The organism is Pseudomonas sp. MPR-R2A5 (genome assembly GCF_058793055.1).
Genome location: NZ_JBXAFK010000054.1, coordinates 1 through 21,537 on the forward strand (window position 1 = coordinate 1; position 21,537 = coordinate 21,537).

18 protein-coding genes and 1 pseudogene are annotated in these 21,537 nt (G+C 60.9%); 18 read left to right on the top strand and 1 reads right to left on the bottom strand.

Features of this window, described 5'->3' with window-relative positions; translation table 11 throughout:
* From AC1Q6I_RS29010 to AC1Q6I_RS29095, 18 genes and pseudogenes are all read left to right on the top strand, one after another.
* The coding region (locus AC1Q6I_RS29010; RefSeq protein WP_492618411.1) for an integrase core domain-containing protein at positions 1–636 on the top strand (636 nt) is incomplete at its 5' end.
* Between the two features lie 409 nt (positions 637–1,045).
* Positions 1,046–2,038 carry a helix-turn-helix domain-containing protein gene (locus AC1Q6I_RS29015; protein WP_102624670.1) on the top strand — a complete coding sequence of 331 codons (993 nt, stop codon included), beginning with the start codon at positions 1,046–1,048 and terminating at the stop codon, positions 2,036–2,038.
* 68 nt (positions 2,039–2,106) lie between these two features.
* On the top strand, positions 2,107–3,039 hold the full coding sequence (locus tag AC1Q6I_RS29020) for a SphA family protein (RefSeq protein ID WP_102624671.1): 933 nt from the start codon (positions 2,107–2,109) through the stop codon (positions 3,037–3,039).
* 10 nt (positions 3,040–3,049) lie between these two features.
* Positions 3,050–4,282: an MFS transporter gene (locus tag AC1Q6I_RS29025; protein ID WP_102624672.1), complete on the top strand. Its 1,233-nt coding sequence runs from the start codon at positions 3,050–3,052 to the stop codon at positions 4,280–4,282.
* 16 nt (positions 4,283–4,298) lie between these two features.
* Positions 4,299–5,762 carry an amidase gene (locus tag AC1Q6I_RS29030; protein ID WP_102624673.1) on the top strand — a complete coding sequence of 488 codons (1,464 nt, stop codon included), beginning with the start codon at positions 4,299–4,301 and terminating at the stop codon, positions 5,760–5,762.
* A 281-nt stretch (positions 5,763–6,043) separates the two neighbouring features.
* Entirely contained in the window at positions 6,044–8,941 is a 2,898-nt protein-coding gene (locus AC1Q6I_RS29035) for a sensor histidine kinase (RefSeq protein ID WP_256581281.1), read from the top strand.
* Positions 8,941–9,570: a response regulator gene (locus AC1Q6I_RS29040; RefSeq protein WP_024074636.1), complete on the top strand. Its 630-nt coding sequence runs from the start codon at positions 8,941–8,943 to the stop codon at positions 9,568–9,570. Before AC1Q6I_RS29035 ends, AC1Q6I_RS29040 begins: the two co-directional genes overlap by 1 nt.
* A gap of 70 nt (positions 9,571–9,640) precedes the next feature.
* On the top strand, positions 9,641–10,918 hold the full coding sequence (locus AC1Q6I_RS29045) for a methyl-accepting chemotaxis protein (RefSeq protein ID WP_102624674.1): 1,278 nt from the start codon (positions 9,641–9,643) through the stop codon (positions 10,916–10,918).
* Between the two features lie 13 nt (positions 10,919–10,931).
* The gene (locus AC1Q6I_RS29050) at positions 10,932–11,300 is read left to right on the top strand and encodes a response regulator (RefSeq protein WP_024074638.1); all 369 of its coding nucleotides are present in this window, start codon (positions 10,932–10,934) and stop codon (positions 11,298–11,300) included.
* Positions 11,301–11,333: 33 nt separating this feature from the next.
* Entirely contained in the window at positions 11,334–11,651 is a 318-nt protein-coding gene (locus tag AC1Q6I_RS29055; RefSeq protein WP_102624675.1) for an STAS domain-containing protein, read from the top strand.
* Between the two features lie 4 nt (positions 11,652–11,655).
* Entirely contained in the window at positions 11,656–13,806 is a 2,151-nt protein-coding gene (locus AC1Q6I_RS29060) for a chemotaxis protein CheA (protein WP_173903826.1), read from the top strand.
* Between the two features lie 23 nt (positions 13,807–13,829).
* Positions 13,830–15,125, top strand: a pseudogene (locus AC1Q6I_RS29065) (MCP four helix bundle domain-containing protein); the annotation flags it as partial.
* 87 nt (positions 15,126–15,212) lie between these two features.
* Positions 15,213–16,247 carry a methyl-accepting chemotaxis protein gene (locus AC1Q6I_RS29070; protein ID WP_431196647.1) on the top strand — a complete coding sequence of 345 codons (1,035 nt, stop codon included), beginning with the start codon at positions 15,213–15,215 and terminating at the stop codon, positions 16,245–16,247.
* Between the two features lie 3 nt (positions 16,248–16,250).
* On the top strand, positions 16,251–16,763 hold the full coding sequence (locus AC1Q6I_RS29075; RefSeq protein ID WP_223840712.1) for a chemotaxis protein CheW: 513 nt from the start codon (positions 16,251–16,253) through the stop codon (positions 16,761–16,763).
* Between the two features lie 55 nt (positions 16,764–16,818).
* Entirely contained in the window at positions 16,819–17,343 is a 525-nt protein-coding gene (locus AC1Q6I_RS29080) for a chemotaxis protein CheW (protein ID WP_069075672.1), read from the top strand.
* 21 nt (positions 17,344–17,364) lie between these two features.
* Positions 17,365–18,168 carry a CheR family methyltransferase gene (locus tag AC1Q6I_RS29085; protein ID WP_024074644.1) on the top strand — a complete coding sequence of 268 codons (804 nt, stop codon included), beginning with the start codon at positions 17,365–17,367 and terminating at the stop codon, positions 18,166–18,168.
* Positions 18,161–18,673, top strand: a complete 513-nt coding sequence (locus AC1Q6I_RS29090) for a chemotaxis protein CheD (RefSeq protein ID WP_024074645.1) — start codon at positions 18,161–18,163, stop codon at positions 18,671–18,673. Before AC1Q6I_RS29085 ends, AC1Q6I_RS29090 begins: the two co-directional genes overlap by 8 nt.
* On the top strand, positions 18,670–19,740 hold the full coding sequence (locus tag AC1Q6I_RS29095) for a protein-glutamate methylesterase/protein-glutamine glutaminase (RefSeq protein ID WP_024074646.1): 1,071 nt from the start codon (positions 18,670–18,672) through the stop codon (positions 19,738–19,740). Before AC1Q6I_RS29090 ends, AC1Q6I_RS29095 begins: the two co-directional genes overlap by 4 nt.
* A gap of 88 nt (positions 19,741–19,828) precedes the next feature.
* Here the strand turns inward: AC1Q6I_RS29095 and AC1Q6I_RS29100 are convergent, their stop codons facing one another.
* A complete protein-coding gene (locus AC1Q6I_RS29100; RefSeq protein WP_024074647.1) occupies positions 19,829–21,451 on the bottom strand; it encodes an acyl-CoA synthetase in 1,623 nt (540 codons plus the stop codon).
* Positions 21,452–21,537 lie beyond the last annotated feature (86 nt).

The following is a 21,537-nucleotide window of genomic DNA, read 5'->3' on the forward strand; positions in this document are numbered from 1 at the left end:
TTCAGTTTGGCTATTCAAGCTTGTGATAACGAGCGTGGAGCCACGGTGAAGGAAAGGTTGACCGAGGTATTCCAGCGCTTCGGATTACCGGCTCGCATCAACGTTGATAACGGACCGCCTTGGGGCTCTCCACGTAACCCTGGTGAAATCACAGAGCTGAGTATCTGGTTGATTCGTCTGGGTATTCGGATCAGTTTCAGCCGCCCTTACCACCCACAAACCAATGGAAAGATTGAGCGTTTCCATCGCTCACTCAAGGCCGAAGTACTTGAAGGGCGTCAGTTTTCCACGCTCAAGGAAGCTCAAGCAGCATTTGATCGGTGGCGTGATGTTTATAACCTGCAACGGCCCCATCAGGCGCTGGACTACAAGGTGCCTATGGACCGGTATAGAGCCAGCCCATGGGCTTATCCGCAACAGTTACCAACCGTTGAGTACGGACCGGACGACGTATTAGCCAAGGCTTATCACAGCCGTTTTCGTTTTCAGAAACGCTACTTCAGCATCGCCAAAGGTTTGGCTGGGCATCACATCGCAATACGGCCCAACACTGAAGGTGATGGACTGTTTGACGTGTTTTTCTGCCATCACTTCCTACGAACGATCGACGTGAGCAAACCTGACTATGGTCCATAATGTGTCAACCATGTCCCCGCACATGTGTCCACCATGTGTCCGGTCCATACAGCGCTCTTCCAAAAGTGACCCGCTGTAAGAGCGGAACCCTAAGTAGCCGTTACCGCAGCAACGGATATGTACTCATTCCACTCCAACATCCTGGTCGGCCCCGAGGCCGCCATCGGGGGCAAGTCGAATCGTCGCACCGCCCCTCCCACATATAAGCCGCGGAGCATCAGTTAGATAGTCATAGGCTCCCAAGCCACCACAGGTTCAGGGCCACACCAAAGCCCTGTAGATCCCCACCCCTGGCAACCCCCCCCCCCACTATCCATTTTCGGCACAAATGCGCAAACCCCCCACAGGGCGGAATGGAACTTGCGTAATAACCGCCCCGTAAGCCTTGCAACTGAAAAAGGTTCGGTCAATGAACAACAACAATATGCTGGTGCCCACCGCCTCTGCGCTGGTTCGATCGACATTACCCTTCCAGCGTTGGCAGACGAACGACATCGATGAGCACGCTCGTAATATGGACGGTTGGCACGTTCGCTATGACCAACTATCACCGGGCCCCTTTACAGGGGAGCTGATCGAATTCCGCTCGGGCTGGATGCAACTGGCACGCGACCGCTCTAATCAGGCCATGATCAAAAGGGGAACGGCCTGGAAAGGCGCGATCACGTTCAGCTTGCCCCTGAGTGCCAGCGGCGCGCTGTATTGTTCGGGGCATCCGATCCATGAGCCTAGCCTGCTGGTCGCCCATGGCGAAAATCTTCCCGAACTGCTCACGCCACAACACTTGGATTTGCTCAGTGTGGCGATTGAAGAACAGGCGTTGGAGCATGTCCTGGATCGTCAGGGCAGCCAGTTTCGAATTACCGATCTTCCCAAGTGTTACCGCCTGGGCAACTCATCGGTGCAACGTGAACTCATGGCGCTATTCGATGAACTGGCGGGCTGCGATCAGGGGCGTGATGCGGTGCTGGGGCATGACTCGATCCGTCGCGGCATACGCGATGCGGTGATGCTGCACTTGTTGGAATTGGTGGCGCCGGATCAAGCGCCGCCGCTCAATCCCACGGCTCGCAAAAGGATGGTCGACCGCGCCCGCGAATACGCGTTGAGTCACCTCGACGAGCCGCTGTCGATCCTCGACCTGTGCAATCACATCGGCGCCAGCCGACGCAAGCTCCAGTACTGTTTTCAGGAAACCCTGGGGATCAACCCGGTGGCTTATCTGCGTGCGCTGCGCCTCAATGCGGTGCGACGTGAACTGCGAATGAGCACCCAAGCCCATGGCGTACAGGAAGTGGCGGCGCGCTGGGGTTTCTGGCACCTGAGCCGGTTCTCCAGCGATTACCGCACGATGTTCGGCGAAAGCCCTTCACAGACCCTGCGTCGCACTCAACTCTGCTGAAAACGGATAACCGGCTCACGTCACGCGTTACTAGGATGGCCCACACCACTTGATGGGAGGGGCATTCGATGATTAACAAGAATAATGCAAGCACCGTGCGTGTGACGCTGTTTACGCTGGGACTGGTCGGTTGCTGCGCCAGTGTGCACGGCACCGAGAATGGTTCGCCGACCACGGCCGTTGGTGTCTACGATTTCGGCGCGGGGATGATGCCGCCCGCCACGCCTTTTGGGACAGTGGGGGTGCGAACAGCGTTTTACTCGACCAATGTGCAGAAAGATCGCCACGGGCGTTCAGTTGACAACCATTTTTCTCTGGATGTCTTGTCCATCGCGGCCGCGTATATGCGCATGACGGATCACACCGTGCTGGGCGCTAACTATGGGTTCGGCATGGTGGTGCCATTTTTCAAGATGGACGCTTCCCTCCAGGTACCGACACCGGCCGGCCCGCTGAACCTGGAAGCCGATCCGTTTCGATTGGCCGACGTGCAATTTCTACCGGTGATCCTGCAATGGAATCTGTCGCCGAATCTGTTTATCAACACCCAGTTGCAGATCCAGACGCCCACCGGTGACTACGACAAGAATCGTCTGGTCTCCCCAGGGCTCAATCACTGGACGTTCTCGCCGATCGTCAACGCTACTTACATCACCGACAGTGGCTTTGAGGTTTCTTCCAGCTTTGAAGTCGACGTCAACACCCGTAACCCTGCCACCGATTACAAAAGCGGTGTGGAGTATCGGCACGAGTTTGCCGTCGGTCAGCATGTGGGGCCGTGGATCCTGGGCCTGGGGGGTTACTACTACCGCCAGTTCACCGACGACGATGCGCCCGGGCTGCAATCGGGCAACCGCGCGCGGGTGCTGGCCGTCGGCCCGGCAGTGAGCTACTTCAAGCCCGGCCTGCCGGCCGTGTGGCTGCATGCCTACAAGGAAACCGACGCCGTCAACCGTGCCGAGGGTTACACCGTGGCGCTGCGTATTTCTCAAAGCTTCTAAGGGGCTGGCCATGAACTCATCACATTCCGATTTTCCCGCACCACGGCAAGCCACCGGGCGCCGTGAAGGGCTGGTGCTGATGCTGGGCAGCAGCCTGACCATCATGGGCGCGGCCATGGTGGCGCCGATCCTGCCCAAGCTCGGTGCCGAGTTCGGCCCGCTGGAACCGCGTGCCGACTTGTTGGTGCCGTTGGCGGTCACCGGGCCGGCACTGGCGATTGTGCTGTGCGCGCCCCTGGCCGGCTGGTTGGCCGACCGGGTCGGGCGCAAGGCGTTGCTGGTGATCGCCACCCTGTTATATGCCGTGCTCGGAGCCATCCCGGCCCTGCTGGATAACTTGCCCTCCATCGTCGGTGTACGCCTGCTGTTCGGCGCGGCGGAAGCGGTGGTGATGACCTGTTGCGCCACGCTGATTGCCGACTATTGGCACGGCGAGGAGCGGCTGCGCTACATCAATCGGCAAGTGGTCACCATCGGTCTGGTCGGCTCGCTGTTCTATGTGGTGGGCGGCGCATTGGGCGAACACTCCTGGCGCCTGCCATTCCTGTTGTACCTGCTGCCACTGTTGTTGGTGCCGATGATGATCAAGGTGCTGTGGGAACCCGCGGTCGCCCGCCAACCCGTCGAGGTGGCTGAACAGGGCAGGGTGGCCGTGCTGCCCCTGGTGCTCGGTTATCTGCTGATCCTCAGCGGGATGGTCCTGAGCTTTATCGTGCCGATCCAGGCGCCGGTTTTACTCGTCAGCCTCGGCGTTACCTCAAGCACGATGATCGGGCTGTCGGCGGGGGGCAGCCTGCTGGCGACCCTGGGCGGTTCGTTAGCCTGGCCGCTGTTGCGCCGGAGCATCGGTATCCCCGGCTGCAATGCGCTGTTGCTGAGCCTGTTGGGCTTGGGGTTGTGGCTGCTGGTGCGAGCGCCGAGCTACACCATGGTGTTGCTGGCAGTGCTGATCCACGGCCTGGGCGCCGGGCTTCTGGTGCCTAACGCGATGGCGCCGGTGATGAATGCCCTGAGTGCGAAAACCCGCGGGCGCGGTTTGGGCGGGTTCACGGCTTTTCTGTATTTCGGTCAATTTGTCAGCCCGCTGGTGGTGGCCTTGCTCAGCGTTTACTCGGGTGACGTACGTCGTTCAATCCTGTGGCTGGCCTGCGCCAGCTTCGCCTCGGCCCTGGCATGGGCCCTGGCAGGCCTGCAAGCGCGGCGCAAAGCGCTCACCCAGGCATTCAGATCAAGTCATTCATAATTAATAGGAGATGAACATGGACATCCACAACCTGCTGGACAGCGAGGACGCCACCGGTTTGGCCGAGTGGGTCAGGCGTGGTGAGGTGCAGCCCGGCGAGCTGCTGGAAGCGGTGATTGAGCGTATCGAACGGATCGAACCGCAGCTGAATGCGGTGGCCGAGCGGCTCTACGATTCGGCACGGCAGGCGGCACGCGCGTCGCGACCCGCTCACGGTGTGTTTGCCGGGGTGCCGACCCTGGTCAAGGACCTGTTTTCGCCGGTCAAGGGGGCCGCGATGACCAATGGCTCGCTGGCGTTGGGAGGCGCTCGCGCAGACGTTGAAGCCGAAATAGTCACCCGTTTGCGCGGCACCGGTTGTTTGATTCTCGGCACCAGCACCTCTCCCGAATTCGGCACGTCCTACTCCACCGAGTCCACTCGCTTTGGCGTGACGCGCAACCCCTGGAACCTCGAGCATAGCGCGGGCGGTTCCAGCGGCGGCGCGGCGGCCCTGGTTGCTGCCCGTGTCGTCCCCTTTGCCCATGGCAACGATGGTGGCGGCTCCTTGCGCGTCCCTGCGTCATGTTGCGGTGTCTTTGGTTTTAAGCCGAGCCGTGGCCTGCTGCCGTCGGGGCCGATGATTGGCGAGGGCTGGGCCGGCATGGGCACCCCCCATGGGATTACCCTGTCGGTCCGTGACAGCGCCGCGTTGCTGGATGCCACGGCCGGGATCGACCTGGGCGCCCCTTACGCGGCCCCCCTGTCGGCACAGCCCTATGTCTGCGCAGTGCAACGTGACCCTCGACCGCTGCGGATTGCGTTGGTCGAGCAACTGGGACCCTGGCCGACCTCCGATGAGTCTGTGGACGCCGTGCGCCAGGCTGCCAGTGTGTGCCAAGCCTTGGGCCATCGTGTTGAGCCGGCCACGTTGCCGGTGGTGCTGCCGGAGTTTCTCGATAAGGTCTTCACCATCATTGGTGCAGGTACCCGGCATTACGTCGAGGTGTTGGGCCAGATGCGCGGATGTGCGGTACGGCCTGAGGAACTGGAGGCGCGCACCCGGATCATTCTGCGCACCAAGGGCGACGTCAGCGGCGCGCAGTACGCCGGGGCGGTGGAGTGGATACATGCCTTGGGCCGCCAATTGGCGATGTTCATGCAGGACTACGACGTGATACTCACGCCAACGTTAGCGCGTGAACCGGTACGGATAGGTGAGCTGGACCTGCAAGACGATCGCTTGAGCCTGGAGGCGTTGGTTGAGCGTTTCCACAGTTATTCGCCGTTCACGGCGGTGTTCAACGCCAGCGGGCAACCGGCGATGTCGGTGCCGCTGTACTGGAGCGCTGCGGGCTTGCCGATGGGCGCGCACTTCGCCGGTCGTTTTGGCGAGGAAAGTACCCTGTTCGCACTCGCCGCGCAGTTGGAGCGCGCCCAACCCTGGCGCGGGCGAATCCCGCCGTTCAATGCCTGCCGGCGGCCCGCTTCAGCGCTGTAATCAGGGGCGAAACAGGGTGGCTGCCAATGGTTATCAACGCGTACCACGGGTAGCCCCCTGTCGTTATTTTTGATCTTGAGCTACCCTTCAGATAAGGATTACAAATTATTTCGGAAAAGCTCCAGGCGTCACCACACAAATGCTCCAGCCTGCGGTAGGCCGACTGGTCGGCGTAGGCCAGGCAAGTCGGTGGCGCGATAGTCCATCCAGTCATTGCTGAGTGTTTTACCGCAGGAAGCACAGGGAAGAATCATTCGCGAAGGACAGGCAAAGGAGCTGTAGTGGCTGACGATGAAATGCTGCAAACCCTCGAGAGCGTGCTCGCCTGCCTGTCAGGTGCTGTGGTCGCGCTGGATCGAGCTGCTCGGGTGGTCGCAGGCAATCCCGCGTTCTCACATCTGCAAATCCAAAACGGCGTTCGCCCCGCCACGGGCTGCGAATTTATCTCCCTCCTGCGGTCCGAAGACCATGGGTTGTTTTACGCTGCCCTGGAAAAGGCGGCGGGGAAAACGCGCGCTGTTTTCGCGGCGTTGAGCCGGGTGTCGTGCGGGTTGGACATCTCGCTCACGGTATGGCGCGACGATTATTTTATTGTCGAGGTCATTGCCCGCCAGGCGCCATCGCCCCTGCAATCGAGTACCGAAAGCTTCTCGGACATTCCGCTCAGGTCCATTTTCGATTCCTCGGGTACCGGCCTGGCGCTGGTGGCGCTGGACGGTCGTTGGCTACGGGCCAATGGCGTCATCTGCACGCTGCTGGGCTATAGCGAGGCGCAACTGCAAGCCACCACGTTCATGGCGCTGACCCACCCCGAGGACCGCGAGGTCGGCAAGCAGTTGATCGACGAACTCAAGCGCGGTGCAAGGCCAGGCGCTACGTTGCATAAACGCTATATCCATCGCGACGGGCGCGTGGTGTGGGTCAGGTTGACCGTGGGCCTGGTACGGGATGATCAAGGCCAGCCGGTCTGCTTCGTGTCCCAACTGGAGGACATCACCGAGAATTGGCAGCTTCGCGAAACCTTGATGGGCAGCGAACTCAAATTTCTCACCCTCGCGGAAAACTCACCCAACATCATTGTTCGCTACGACCGCAATCTGTTACGCACTTACGTCAACCCGACCTTTCTGCTCTTGACCGGCCGGTCTTATGACGAGTCGATAGGCGTCAGCCCTGGCGAGGGCGCAGGTCACTATCTCAACCAGCTGCGTCATGTGGTTGCGACGGGGGAAACGGCGCAATTCCTCGACAGTTGGACCTTCGAGGGCAGTACCGAGTATGTCAGTTGTGCGGTCAGCCTGATGGCCGAGCGCAGTCATACCGGTGAGGTGATCGGCGTGCTGGCGCTGGCCCACGACATTACCGAGCTGCGCAAGCAACAGGTCCTGGAAGACGCGCGCCTGGGGATTTTCGAAAAAATGGCGACCGGCGGGGCTCTGGAGGAGACGCTGGCGTTGCTGGTGGGCTATTTGCAAATGGCCTTGCCCCATCGGTCCTGCGGGGTACGGCTGGCAGAGCCGCTCGGCATCGGACTGGCGACGTACAAGGCCTCTGCTGGACTGGCGGCATCCAGTCCCGCTGCTGGCTGGTCCGAACCGATCGTCGACAAACAAGGGCGCGTCCTGGGCATTTTCGAGTTGTCCCTGTCTCCCGGCGACGAGCCGGATGAGAGCGATATCCTGCGCGTACGCCAGACGTGTCACATCGCGGCGATCGCCATCGAACGCTGGCAGTCGGAGTCGTTACTCCGGGAGCGCGAGCGTCGTTACCGGGACATTTTCGACCACACCCTGGACATGCTGTGCCTGCTGGAAATGACCTCGGTCGGTGACCTGCGTTGCGTCGAGGTCAACCCTGCGTTGTTGCGCGCGCTGGGCAAAGCGCATGGCGAGGTGATCGATGAGAGCCTGGCGTCGATCTTTGGTCGGTTGAGCGCGCAAAAAATCCAGGCGCTTTGTGAGCAATGCACGGTGGTCGGACGCGTGATCGAGTCGGATGAGGGCATGGTGCTGCGTGACGAAGTTCGTCAACTGCACTTGACCCTGGTGCCGGTAGCGGACTCGGCCCGGGTGGCTCCGCGGATCCTGGTGATCAGTCGCGACATTACCCTGTTGGCCAGGGCTCGGCAGAAAGAACTCGAACGCCAGCACGACATCAACGCCCTGGTTGAAAACAGCCCGGACGCTATCGTGCGCGTGAGTGCGCATGGCCAAGTGCTGTACGTCAATGCGCAGCTGAAAAAATGGGTGGGCGGGGCGTGGCCGGAACTGATCGGAATGCCCATGGATGCGGTGGCCCCCCTGAACAACCAGGCTCAGCTGTTTCGCGAATTGGTGGCTCAGGTGATCCAGCAGAATAAAGCGACGGAGCAGGAGTTTCTCCTCTCGGGGTTGAAGGCCGCGCCCAAAGTCGTGCTGATCCACTTTGTGCCGGAGGTCGACGGCCAGCGGGTAGTCAGCGTGCTGGCGGTGGGGCGCGACATTTCCAAGCTGCGTGCTGCCGAGCGGCGGCTGGCCAATTCGAATGCACAGTTGCGTGATCTGTCGACCCGCCGCGAAACGGCGCGCGAAGAGGAGCGCAAACTGATCGCCAGGGAAATCCATGACGAACTGGGCCAGCACCTGACCGCACTGCGCATGGGCATATCGCTGTTGAGGTTTCAGTTCGGTGCCAGCACGCCCGAACTTACCCCGCAGGTCGAGCGGCTGATGGTACTGACCGATAAGACCATCCAGGTCGTACGGGATGTCTCCACCAGCCTGCGGCCGTCTGCGCTGAACCTGGGGCTGGTCTCCGGCCTGGAATGGCTGACAACCGAGTTTGTCACCCTGACCCGGGTTCCTTGCACGTTGCACCTGCCTTCGATTCCCCTGACGCTCCCCGATACCCACATCACCGCAGCGTTTCGCATCGTGCAGGAATCGTTGACCAATATCGCTCGCTACGCCGAAGCGACACAGGTCAGCGTCACCCTGAGCCCGCAGGAAACCCACTGGCTGCTGGAGGTCCAGGATAACGGCAAGGGGTTTGACCCGGATGCCGTTGGCCGCAAGACCTTAGGGTTGGCCGGGATGCGCGAGCGTGGCCTGATGCTGGGCGGCAAAGTGATTATTTTCAGCCATCCCGGACACGGCACTACGGTGCAAGCGTTCATTCCGATGCACAAGGATACGTACTGATGATTCGCATGCTGATTGCCGATGACCACACCATCATGCGCGAAGGGCTCAAGCAGTTGTTCATGCTGGTCGCCGACGTCCAGGTGGTGGCCGAAGCCGAGAGTGGTACCCAAGTGATCGAGCTGTTGCGCCAGGTCGAGATCGACCTGCTGCTGCTCGACATGAACATGCCGGGTATCAGTGGCGAGATCCTGATTGCCCGGCTGCATACCCAGTACCCGGATCTGCCGATCCTGGTGTTGAGCATGCATAACGAGATTCACATCGCGCAACGCGCACTGCGCGCCGGTGCGCTCGGCTACCTCACCAAGGACCGCGACCCCGAGACGCTGTTGGCTGCCATGCGTCGCGTGGCCAGTGGTCAACGCTATCTGGACCCCAACCTGGCCGAGCAGATTGCCCTGCAGAGCAGTGGCTTGAAGCAACACACCTACGTGGAAAGCCTGTCCGATCGCGAGTTCCAGATCCTGCGCTTGCTGGCGCATGGCATGAGCGTCAACCAGATTGCCGAGCAGTTGGTCATCAGCAACAAGACCGTCAGCACCCACAAGACGCGGCTCATGGAAAAGATGGGTTTCAGCTCCACCGCAGACATTGTGCGCTTCGCCATGACCTTGGGTATTTCGTGATCAACCCCCGCGGGTAGGGATTTTCCTACCCGGACTCCCGGTATCCCTACCCCAGAATAGGGATGGTCCGATGGCAGCGGTGCCATTATTGGGCCAGCATCTGTCTCAGGCAATCGAACAGCCGATCAACCGGCGACGAGATGCTTTGAATGGGAGACAGACCGTGAGCGAACAGACCACCCCGCCTTCGACCGCTTTGACGCTGTTTCCCGTGGCTTTGGCCGGTCTGCTCGGTGGCCTGGCAGTTGCCTACAGCAATGGCTTCAGTGCGTGGTCAGTGGGCGTGGCGAGTCTGTTGTTGGCGCTGTGCATCGGCCTGGGCTTTTGGGCGAACCGGGGCTACCAGGTCCAGTGGGCCCGCCTGCGCCAGCAGCTCGATCAGCCGGCAGTGGCCTCGGCGGCGTTGGCCGTCGATAACGGCCTGGCAGACGTGTGCCTGAGCGTGCTTCCGATCTGGTCGCGGCAGATAGAAGCGGCTCGAGCCATCAGCGAAACCTCCATCCTCAAGCTCAGCGAACGTTTCGGCACGCTGTCCTCGAACATCAGCCACAGCGTGGCCAGCAATGGCGGGCAAGACGCCTCCCAACAATTGGTCGACTTGCTGGAAGTCGGCCAGCAGGACCTCAACTCCATCGTGGTGGCCCTGCGCACCGCGCTGTCGAATAAAGAGAGCGAACTCAAGGAAGTCATGCAGCTATCGGGTTTCACCGAGCAACTTCAGCAGATGGCCAAGTTCGTCGGTGACATCGCCAGTCAAACCAACCTGCTGGCCCTCAATGCGGCCATCGAAGCGGCGCGAGCCGGTGAGGCCGGGCGAGGTTTTGCGGTAGTCGCCGATGAGGTGCGCAAGTTGTCGAGCATGTCCGGCGAAACCGGGCGCAAGATCAGTGAAACCGTGCTAACCGTCAACGCTGCGATTGCCCGCACGGTGCAGATGTCCCGCCATCACGCCGAGCAAGACACCGAGACCCTCGCCGATTCGGAGCGCGTGGTTTCTCAGGTCATCGAACATTTTCGCGCTACCGCCCAGACCGTCGTACGCAACAGCCATGACTTGCAGCAGCAGAGTGCCGGCGTCGCCGACGAGATTGCCGAGGTGCTGGTCGCCTTGCAGTTCCAGGATCGCGTCAGCCAGATGTTGACCCTGATTACCGGCGACCTGGGCAAGCTGCAGCAGCAACTGGACGAGCGCCAAGCGTCGAGCCTGAGTGGGCATGCGCTCCCTCCGATGCGCAGTGACCGTTGGCTGCAAGAGCTTTCAACGGCTTACACGATGCCGGAGCAGCACGCCATTCATGACGGTCAGCCGCACGCCAAGGCCGAGGCCAACGAAATCACCTTTTTCTAGAGGAGTTTTTCCGATGAGCAAAACCATTCTGATCGTCGACGACTCGGCCTCCATCCGGCAGGTGGTGAGCATCACGCTCAAAGGCGCCGGTTATGACGTCATCGAAGGCTGTGATGGCAAAGACGCACTGAGCAAGCTGGACGGCCGCAAAATCCACCTGATTGTCAGTGATGTGAACATGCCCAACATGGACGGCTTGAGTTTCGTCAAGGCCGCCAAGCTGCTGCCGGCCTACAAGTTCACGCCGGTCATCATGCTGACCACCGAGGCCGGTGATGCGATGAAGCAGCAAGGCCAGGCTTCCGGTGCCAAGGCGTGGATGGTCAAGCCCTTTCAGCCCGCACAAATGCTTACCGCCGTCTCCAAGTTGATCCTGCCATAGCGATGACCAGCGACTGCTGGCCAGGAGGTCTCCATGAAAAGCCCCACCCCGATGCTCCGTCGTATCCAGGTCATGGAAGGCCCCCTGACGATCTACACGGCGACTGAACAAAAAGACGTGTTGTTGTCGTTGTTTCCCCTGGCCCATGAGGTCGAGTTGGACTTGTCCAATGTCGACGAACTGGACAGCGCCGGCTTGCAACTGTTGATCCTCATCAAGCGCGAGTCGCTCAAAGAGGGCACGCAGTTGTTGCTGAGCAACCCCAGCCCGACGGTGACCGAAGCGATACGGCTCAGCGGCCTTGACGACTACTTCACCAATGCCTCTTTCCCCCTGTCGGTCGGAGCATGATCGTATGGCCCAGCCCATGAACATGGATGACGTGCTGCAGACTTTCATTGCCGAGAGTCGCGAACTGCTGTTGCAGATGGAAGATGCGCTGCTACAGATCGAGAAGTCGCCGCAGGACCTGGACACCATCAACGGCCTGTTCCGCGTCGCCCACACCATCAAAGGCTCGGCCGGCTTGTTTGGCTTGATGCCCATCGTTGAGTTCACCCATGTCGCCGAAAGCGTCCTGGATCGGGTACGCAGCCTGGAAGTGCGGGTCGACGAGGCGTTGAGTGCGTTGTTCCTCGACGCCCGTGACCATATCGGCCAATTGATCGACCTGCTGGCCGAGGATGGCAACCTCGATCGATTGGACGAACCGTTGCAGGTCCAGGGCCAACGCCTGGGTGAGCGGCTTGCCCTGTACCTGGACGGCTCGGTCGCGACCGCTTCGCCCACCCCTAAAGGGGAGCCGTCGTCGACGGATGAGCAAGGGGCAAGTCCTGGCCACTGGCATTTGTCCCTGCGCTTTGGCCCGGATGTCCTGCGCAATGGCATGGACCCCTTGGCGTTCCTGCGCTACCTGAGCACGTTGGGGCGCTTGCTGCATACCGTCAGCCTGTTCGACGCGTTGCCGCCCCTGGCGTCCATGGACCCGGAAACCAACTACCTGGGGTTTGAACTCGCGCTGGCCAGCGACGCTTCCCGTGAGGTCATCGACGGCGCCTTTGATTTTGTGCGCGACGACGCGATCGTGCAGATCCTCGCACCCCACGCCACTGTCCAAGCCTGCCGCGCGCACATCGATGCATTGCCGGAAGACAAGGCTGCGTTGCTCGAGCTGCTGGTGCGTTGCGGCACATTGACTGAGCCCCAGGCCGTGCTCGTCGCTCAGGAGGGCAAGCACGCAGCGGCCGAGACGCGCGACGAGCCTGATGCAACACAGGACTCGAACACGCCGGTGATCAAGGCCGGCAAGAGTGCAGCGAGTCATGAAAGCAACCTGATTCGGGTCGATGCCGGCAAGCTGGATCAACTGATCAACCTGGTCGGCGAGCTGATCATCGCCGGCGCCGGAGCCAACCTGGTGGCGGTGCGTAGCGGGATTGGCGAGATGATCGAGGCCACCAGCCTGTTGTCGCGGTTGGTGGAGGAGGTCCGTGACTCGGCATTGACGTTACGCATGGTGCAGATCGGCGCGACGTTCACGCGTTTCCAGCGTGTGGTGCGGGACGTATCCAAAGAGCTGGGCAAGGACATCGTGCTGCACATCGGCGGTGGCGAGACCGAGCTGGACAAGACGGTTGTCGAGCGTATCGGCGACCCGCTGACGCACCTGGTGCGCAATGCCATGGACCATGGCATCGAACCCGCGTCCACGCGCCTGCAACGTGGCAAGCCGGCCCAGGGCACGGTGCGCCTGAATGCCTATCACGAATCCGGCAGCATCGTGATCGAGGTGTCGGACGACGGCGGTGGCCTGGCCAAGGACAAAATCCTCGCCAAGGCCCGCGAGCGTGGCCTGGTGGGCGAAGGCCAGCAACCCGCGGACAAAGACATTCTGAATCTGATTTTCGAGCCGGGTTTTTCCACCGCCGACCAGGTCAGCAACCTGTCGGGGCGCGGCGTGGGCATGGACGTGGTGAAGCGCAATATCACGGCTTTGCGCGGCAGCGTGAGCCTCGAGAGCGAAGAAGGGCAGGGCACCACGGTGCGCATTCGCCTGCCGCTGACGCTGGCAATCATCGACGGTTTCCTGATCGGGGTGGGCAAGGCTTCCTATGTCATCCCGCTGAACATGGTCGAGGAGTGCATCGAGCTGGCGCCGGAGCAATCGGCAGGCACCGGCTACCTGGACCTCAGGGGCGATGTGCTGCCGATCTTGCGCCTACGGGACATGTTTGATGTGCAAGAACTTGGAGGTAACCGAGAAAACGTGGTCGTCGTGCAATACGCAGGCCTGCGTGCCGGCCTGGTGGTCGATCGCTTGCAAGGGGAGTTTCAGACCGTGATCAAACCATTGGGCAAAGTGTTTGGTGAGGCCCATGGACTGGGCGGGTTCACGATCCTTGGCAGTGGAGCCGTCGCCCTGATTCTGGATATACCCAATCTGTTAGGACTCGTTGCCAAGGACGCCACCCACCGTTCGATCCCAAGTCCTTTATCGACTCAATGAAGCGTCATCAGGAGTTCCTCGCCATGACCGTTATCAGAAACATCATGTTGTTGGTTTTCACGGCCGTACTGGGTGTTGTCGTGTTGGGCGGCACCAGCTTTTACCTGACCGATAAAATCAATACGAGCGCCAGTTATGCCAATGCCAATACGGTCCCCAGCTTGCTGGACATCGACCGTGCCGCCGCGGCCTTCACCGACCTTCATGCCTTGCAATGGCAGCATTTGAACGATCCCGAGAAAAATGTCGTGCCGAGTTACGCCGAGAGCGTGGCCCAGCGTTTCAGTGTCATTGCCAAAGCCCTGGATCACTATCAGGCCGAGTTGATCTCCGACGACCATGACACCGCACTGTTGAAGCAACTGCGTGGTCGCCTGGAGGAGTTCGCCAGCTTGCAGGCGCGTTTCGACACGTTCGTCGCCAGCGGCGATCAAGCCTCGGCCCGTGCCTTGATCGAGGCGAGCCAGCCCTTGCAAAACGCGGCGCTGACGGCGATCAGTGATCTGCGCGAATACAACCTGGAACTGGGGCGCAAGGGCCAACTGCTCGCGACCGCCACCGAGAAGAATGCACGCTACATCATCCTGTTGGTGAGTGGCCTGACGCTGTTGGCAACCCTGCTGATCGGTGGGTTGCTGGGGCGTAGCCTGATGCGCCAGCTCGGTGCCGAGCCGTCGGTGGTTCGAGCCTTCGCTGCACGTTTGTCCGCCGGCGAGCTGACGGCAAAGGCAACGCTGCGCCAGGGTGACACCACCAGCCTGATGGCGAGCATGCAGCAGTTGGGCGCGAGCCTGCATGAATTGATCGAGCAGATGGACCGTATGTCCAGTGAGCACGACAAGGGTGACATTGACGTGCAGATCGATGCTGGCCGCTTTCATGGCAGTTATCGCTCCATGGCCCAGGGCATCAACGATATGGTCAACGGCCACATCGCGGTCAAGAAAAAAGCCATGGCCTGTATCCGTTCGTTCGGCGAAGGCGATCTGTCGGCGCCGCTTGAGCGATTCCCAGGCAAAAAAGCCTTTATCAACGAAAACATCGAGCTGTTGCGCACCACTATCCTGGCGCTGATCAATGAGATGCAACACATGTCCAGCGAGCACGAAAAAGGTGACATCGACGTCATGATCGATGTGGATCGCTTCTCGGGTTCGTACCGTGATATCGGCCAGGGTATCAATGACATGGTCAGCGGCCATATCAGCGTGAAGAAAAAGGCCATGGCCTGTATCCGTTCGTTCGGCGAAGGCGATCTGTCGGCGCCGCTTGAGCGGTTCCCAGGCAAAAAAGCCTTTATCAACGAGAACATCGAGCAACTGCGGGCTAACGTCCAGGCACTGATCGAAGACACCCGCCAGATCAGTGACAGCGCGCTGATCGGCAAGCTGGACACCCGCCCTGACGTGACACGGCATCAGGGTGACTTCCGCCGCATCATCCTCGGCATCAATGGTTCGCTGGATGCGATCATCGTGCCGATTACCGAAGCCATGGAGGTGTTGTCGGCGATTTCCGGCGGCGACCTGACCCGTAGCATCAACGGCGACTATCAAGGCAAGTTCCTGGAGCTCAAGCACTCCGTCAACGGCACCGTGGAAAAACTCTCGGAAATCATCGCCGAAGTGCGCGGCTCGGCGGACTCGCTGTCCAGTGCCTCGGAAGAGATCTCCGCGACGGCCCAGAGCATGGCTCAATCGGCGTCCGAACAGGCCGCATCGGTGGAACAGACCTCGGCATCGATGGAGCAAATGTCGGCGTCCATTGCCCAGAACACCGAGAATGCCAAGGTGACCGATGGCATGGCGGGCAAAGCCAACAAGGAAGCGTCCGAAGGCGGTCGAGCCGTCAAGGATACCGTGGCAGCGATGAAGACCATCGCCGAGAAAATCGGCATCGTCGATTCCATTGCCTACCAGACCAATCTGTTGGCGCTCAACGCCGCCATCGAAGCCGCGCGTGCTGGGGAGCATGGCAAGGGGTTCGCAGTGGTGGCGGCAGAAGTGCGCAAACTGGCCGAGCGCAGCCAGATTGCCGCGCAGGAAATCGGTGAAGTGGCCAAGAACAGCGTGGCCTTGGCTGAACGCGCGGGCAACCTGCTGGACGAGATCGTGCCGTCGATCGCCAAAACGTCGGACCTGGTGCAGGAAATTGCAGCCGCCTCCGAAGAGCAATCCATCGGCTCCGAGCAAATCAACAGCGCGATGTCGCAGATGAGCCAACTGACCCAGCAAAACGCGTCGGCTTCCGAGGAACTGGCTGCGACGGCCGAGGAGATGAGCGGCCAGGCCGAGCAGTTGCAGGAACTGATGGGCTTTTTCACCGTACAGACCAAGCGCGCCGGGCGGACGGTCTCGATGCCCGCCACCAGCCGTGCGACGTTCACCCATGATCAGGACAGCCATTCAGAGAGCGGTGGTTTCGTCCGCTTCGGGAGTTGACCCATGAGTGCCTCAGCCGTTATGTCGGGCACTTTCGAGCCACCACTGCAAGTCGAGGAACCCTTGCAGTACCTGACCTTCCTGGCGGCTCAGGAGATGTATGCGGTCAACACCCTGAGTGTTCGCGAAATCATCGAATACAACCAGGTGACCAGCGTGCCGATGATGCCGGCGTTCCTGCGCGGGGTCATTAACCTTCGCGGTTCGGTGGTGCCGGTGGTGGACCTCAAGGCCCGGTTTGGCCAGGGGACGACGGTCTTGGGCAGCCGCACGTGCATTGTCATCCTGGAGGCGGCGAAGGAGGGTGAGTCCCAGGTCCTGGGGGTGGTGGTGGACTCGGTCAGCGAAGTGATCGAGATACTCGATGCGGATATCAAGCCCGCCCCCGCCTTCGGTAATCACATTCGCACCGACTTCATCCGGGGGATGACCAAGGTGCGAGGCGACTTTGTCACGCTGCTGCAAATTGAGCATGTTTTGTGTGTCGATGAGATGGCCGGCTTGATGAAAGTGTGACGCGAACGGCCGCGCCCCCAGGCGCAGGCGGACAGTAACTGATCCGAGGTGAATCATGGCGCTATCCATCGAAAATCCAGGCAATGCCACGGCCTCGAGCCCAGGCCAGTACCTCACCTTTGAGCTGGGGGAGGAGATGTTCGCCGTCGGCACGCTCAACGTACGAGAGATCATCGAGTATGGGCCGATCACCAGCGTGCCCTTGTTGCCCCCCAGCATTCGCGGGGTGATCAACCTGCGAGGCGCCGCGGTACCCATACTGGACCTGGGGGTGCGCTTTCGCGGCGAACGCACCGTACAGACCTCAAGGACCTGCTTTGTGATCCTCGAGGTGCAGACCAATGCCGTGCGCAAGCCGGTGGGCATCATTGTGGATGCGGTCAGCGAAGTGCTCGAGATCGCCGGGCAGGACATCGAACCCTCGCTGAACTTCGGTACCGACGTCAGGGCTGATTTCCTGTTGGGCATCGGCAAGCTGGAGAGCGGTTTCGTGCTGTTGCTGGATGTCGGTCGGGTGCTGTCCCTGGAGCAGGTCGATGCACTGGCGAACCTTGAGTCTTCGCTGCCTGCGACCGTCTGATTCTTTCTTGGAAACGTCCTTATGAACGTGATTCTGTCCGACGCCGAGTTTCAGCAATTTCGCAATCTCATTCATCAGATCGCGGGCATCAGCCTGTCCGATGCGAAGAAACAGTTAGTGAGCGCTCGGCTGGCCAAGCGCCTGCAAGTGTTCAAGCTCACGAACTACGGCGCTTACTACAAGGTGCTGATGCAGGACAGTGCGGAACTGCAGGTGGCGATCGACATGCTGACCACCAACGAAACCTATTTCTTCCGCGAGCCCAAGCATTTTGATTTCCTGCGTGATGTGGCGCTGCCCGAACTGCGCGGCAGCGGGCCGTTGCGCGTATGGAGTGGCGCGTGCTCGACCGGGGAGGAGCCCTATACCCTGGCGATGGTCCTGGCGGACAACCTCGCCGGTCGGCCCTGGGAAATTGTCGCGTCGGACATCAGCAGCCGGGTATTGGACAAGGCCCGCCTAGGGCGCTACCCCCTGGACGGGACACGCGGGATTCCCGAAGCACTGCTGCATAAATATTGCCTCAAGGGTGTCGGTACCAACCACGGGTGTTTCATGGTCGAACCGGCGCTGGCGTCGCGGATCGACTTCCAGGCGATCAATTTGAATAACCCGTTGCCGAAACTGGGGATGTTTGACGTCATCTTCCTGCGCAACGTGATGATCTATTTTGACAACGACACCAAAGTGCAGGTCGTCAAGCGGCTGGTCAGCCACCTCAAGCCGGGTGGGTATTTCATTGTCAGTCACTCGGAGAGCCTCAATGGCATCACCGATGAGCTGCGGCTGGTCAAGCCTTCCATCTACCGGAGGCCACATGCCTGATTCCCGCGAGGTGTTCCTGAATCCCGGCGAGTGGTTTTTCGGCGCTGGCTCGATTCGGCTACGAACCGTGCTGGGGTCGTGTGTGGCCCTGGTGTTCTGGCATCCCCGGCACTTGCTGGGCGGCATGTGCCACTACCTGCTGCCGCAGCGCGCGGTGGCCAAGCCCGGTGTGCTGGACGGGCGCTACGGCAATGAGGCACTCGAATTGTTGCTCGCACGGATACACGCGAGCAAGGTCCGGCCTGCCGAGTTCAGGATCAATGTCTACGGTGGTGGGGACATGTTTCCCGGGCTTGCGCGTGCGGATAACCACTACGTCGGGCAACGCAATGTCGAGCAAGCCAGGCGACTGCTCGACCTGCACCAGTTGCCTTGCCACAACTTCCACGTGGAAGGCGTGGGGTATCGCACCGTGGTGCTCGATCTTGCCACTGGCAACATTGAACTCAACTACCTGGCCCTGCAACGACCCCCCGGCAGACCCCATGGAGAGCGTACGACATGAGCCTTATCAAAGTGCTGATCATTGACGACTCCGCCGTGGTTCGCCAGGTACTGACGGCGACCCTGGGACAAGACCCCGCTATTGAAGTGATTGGCGCAGCCGCGGACCCGGTGTTCGCCATGGAAAAAATGAACAAGCAATGGCCGGATGTCATTGTGCTGGACGTCGAGATGCCACGGATGGACGGCATTACGTTCCTCAAGAAATTGATGGCCGAACACCCCACGCCGGTGGTCATCTGCTCCACATTGACCGAGAAGGGCGCGGCCACCACCATGCAGGCACTGGCTGCCGGCGCGGTGAGTATCGTGACCAAGCCACAACTCAATTTGCGCCAGTTTCTGACCGACAGCGCCGATGAACTGGCCGGTGCCGTCAAAGCCGCAGCCCGGGCCAACATGAAGCGGATGGTGCCGTCCGGGGAGCGGGTCCCCGTCAGGTTGAATGCCGACGCCATACTGCCTGGGAGCACTCAGGCGATGGCGCGCACCACCGAAAACATCGTTGCCATCGGAACGTCCACGGGAGGGACGCAAGCGTTGGAGCTGGTGTTGACCGCCTTGCCCAGGGTCTGCCCAGGCATTGTGATCGTGCAGCACATGCCTGAACACTTCACGGCGGCGTTTGCCGAGCGGCTCAACCGGCTGTGCGAGATCGAGGTCAGAGAAGCCAGGCATGGCGACCGGGTCATGCCCGGCTGTGCGCTGATTGCACCCGGTGGCCGGCACATGTTGCTCAAGCGCAGTGGTGCCCAATACCAGGTAGAAATTGTCGACGGGCCTCCCGTCAGTCGGCATCGCCCTTCGGTGGATGTGCTGTTTCGCTCGGTTGCCCGCAGTGCGGGGGGCAACGCCCTGGGCATCATCATGACGGGCATGGGGGACGATGGCGCCCGCGGCTTGAAGGAAATGCACGACAACGGTGCCCGCACCCTCGGCCAGGATGAACAGTCCTGTGTGGTGTACGGCATGCCCAAGGAGGCCTTCAAGCTGGGGGCCGTGGAGCGTGAGCTGCCCCTTGAGCATATTGCGGCGGCGATTTTGCAGTCGACGCATCAGCGTCGCTGAGGCTTCGGTCCGTGTGTGAGGGGCGGCAGGACACCCTGCGCCCCAGGCTCAAAGACTCGCGTTTCGACAATGTGGTCTGGGGTTCGGGCTAGAGCTTTTTCGCCATGTCCCTTAACACGAACTTCTGGATCTTGCCGGTCGAGGTCTTCGGCAACTGCGTGAACACCACCGTGCGCGGGACCTTGAAGCCCGCCAGGTGTTCTCGGCAGAAACTGATGATCTCGGCTTCGCGGACGTGGGGGTGGTCGGCCTTGAGGGTGATGAAGGCACAGGGCGTTTCACCCCATTTCTCATCGGGGCGGGCGACGACGGCTGCTTCCATGACGGCCGGGTGGCGGTACAGCACACCTTCGAGTTCGATGGTGGAGATATTCTCGCCGCCGGAAATGATGATGTCCTTGAGCCGGTCGCGGATTTCCACATAGCCGTCGGGGTGGGTCACCGCCAGGTCGCCGGTGTGGAACCAGCCGCCTTCGAACGCTTCGGCGGTGGCGGTCGGGTTCTTCAGGTAGCCCTTCATCACGGTATTGCCGCGCATGAAAATCTCACCGATGGTCTGGCCATCATGGGGCGTGGGTTCAAGGGTTTTCGGGTCGGCGACCATCACGCCTTCCAGGGTCGGGTAGCGCACACCTTGGCGTGCCTTGATCTGCGCCCGTTCTTCCAGGGGCAGGGCATCCCATTCGGCGTGCCAGGCGCAGAGGGTCACCGGGCCATAGACTTCGGTCAGGCCATAGACGTGGATGACCTTGATGCCCATTTCTTCCACGGCACCGATCACCTTGGCCGGTGGAGCGGCGCCGGCGACCATGGCGTTCACCGGGTGGTCGATGGCGGCCTTGGCCGAGTCCGGCATATTCACCAGCGCGTTGAGCACAATCGGCGCACCGCACAAGTGGGTGACCTGGTGCTCGCGGATCAGATTGAGGATTTTCTGCGGATCGACTCGGCGCAGGAACACATGCACCCCGGCCAAGGCCGTGATGATCCACGGGTAGCACCAGCCGTTGCAGTGGAACATCGGCAGGGTCCACAGGTATACGGGGTGGTTGCCGATCGCCCAGATCATCTGGTTGCCCAGGGAGTTGAGATAGGCGCCGCGGTGGTGATAGACCACGCCCTTGGGGTTGCCGGTGGTCCCCGAGGTGTAGTTCAGCGAAATGGCCTGCCATTCATCCTCCGGCCACTGCCAGGCGTAGTCCGGATCGCCTTCGGCCAGGAAGGCCTCGTAGTCCAGTTCGCTGACCGGCTGGCCTTCGCCGTATTCCGGGTCGTCGACGTCGATCACCAGCGGCGGATGGTCCAGCATGCCAATGGCGGCATGCACCACGTCATGGAACTCGCGGTCGGCGATCAGTACCTTGGCTTCGCCGTGGGCCAGCATGAACGCGATAGCCTCGGCATCCAGGCGCACATTGAGTGCATTGAGGACCGCGCCAATCATGGGCACGCCGAAATGCGCTTCGAGCATGGCCGGGATATTGGGCAGCATGACGGCCACCGTGTCGTTTTTGCCAATCCCGCGACCAGCCAGGGCAGACGCCAGGCGTCGGCAGCGACGATAGGTTTGCGCCCAGGTGGCGCGCACCGATCCGTGGATCACGGCAGGGTAGTCGGGATAGACGCTGGCGGTGCGTTCGATGAAACTCAACGGCGAGAGGGCGATGTGATTGACGCTGGTCGGCGCGAGGCCTTGCTCGTAAATGGACATGGTGCAAATACCCGGTGGCTGATTATTAGCTCTATTGGTCGAGGTGCTGGTGCTGGCCGCTCGGCGGACAACGCTGGCCTTGAGGC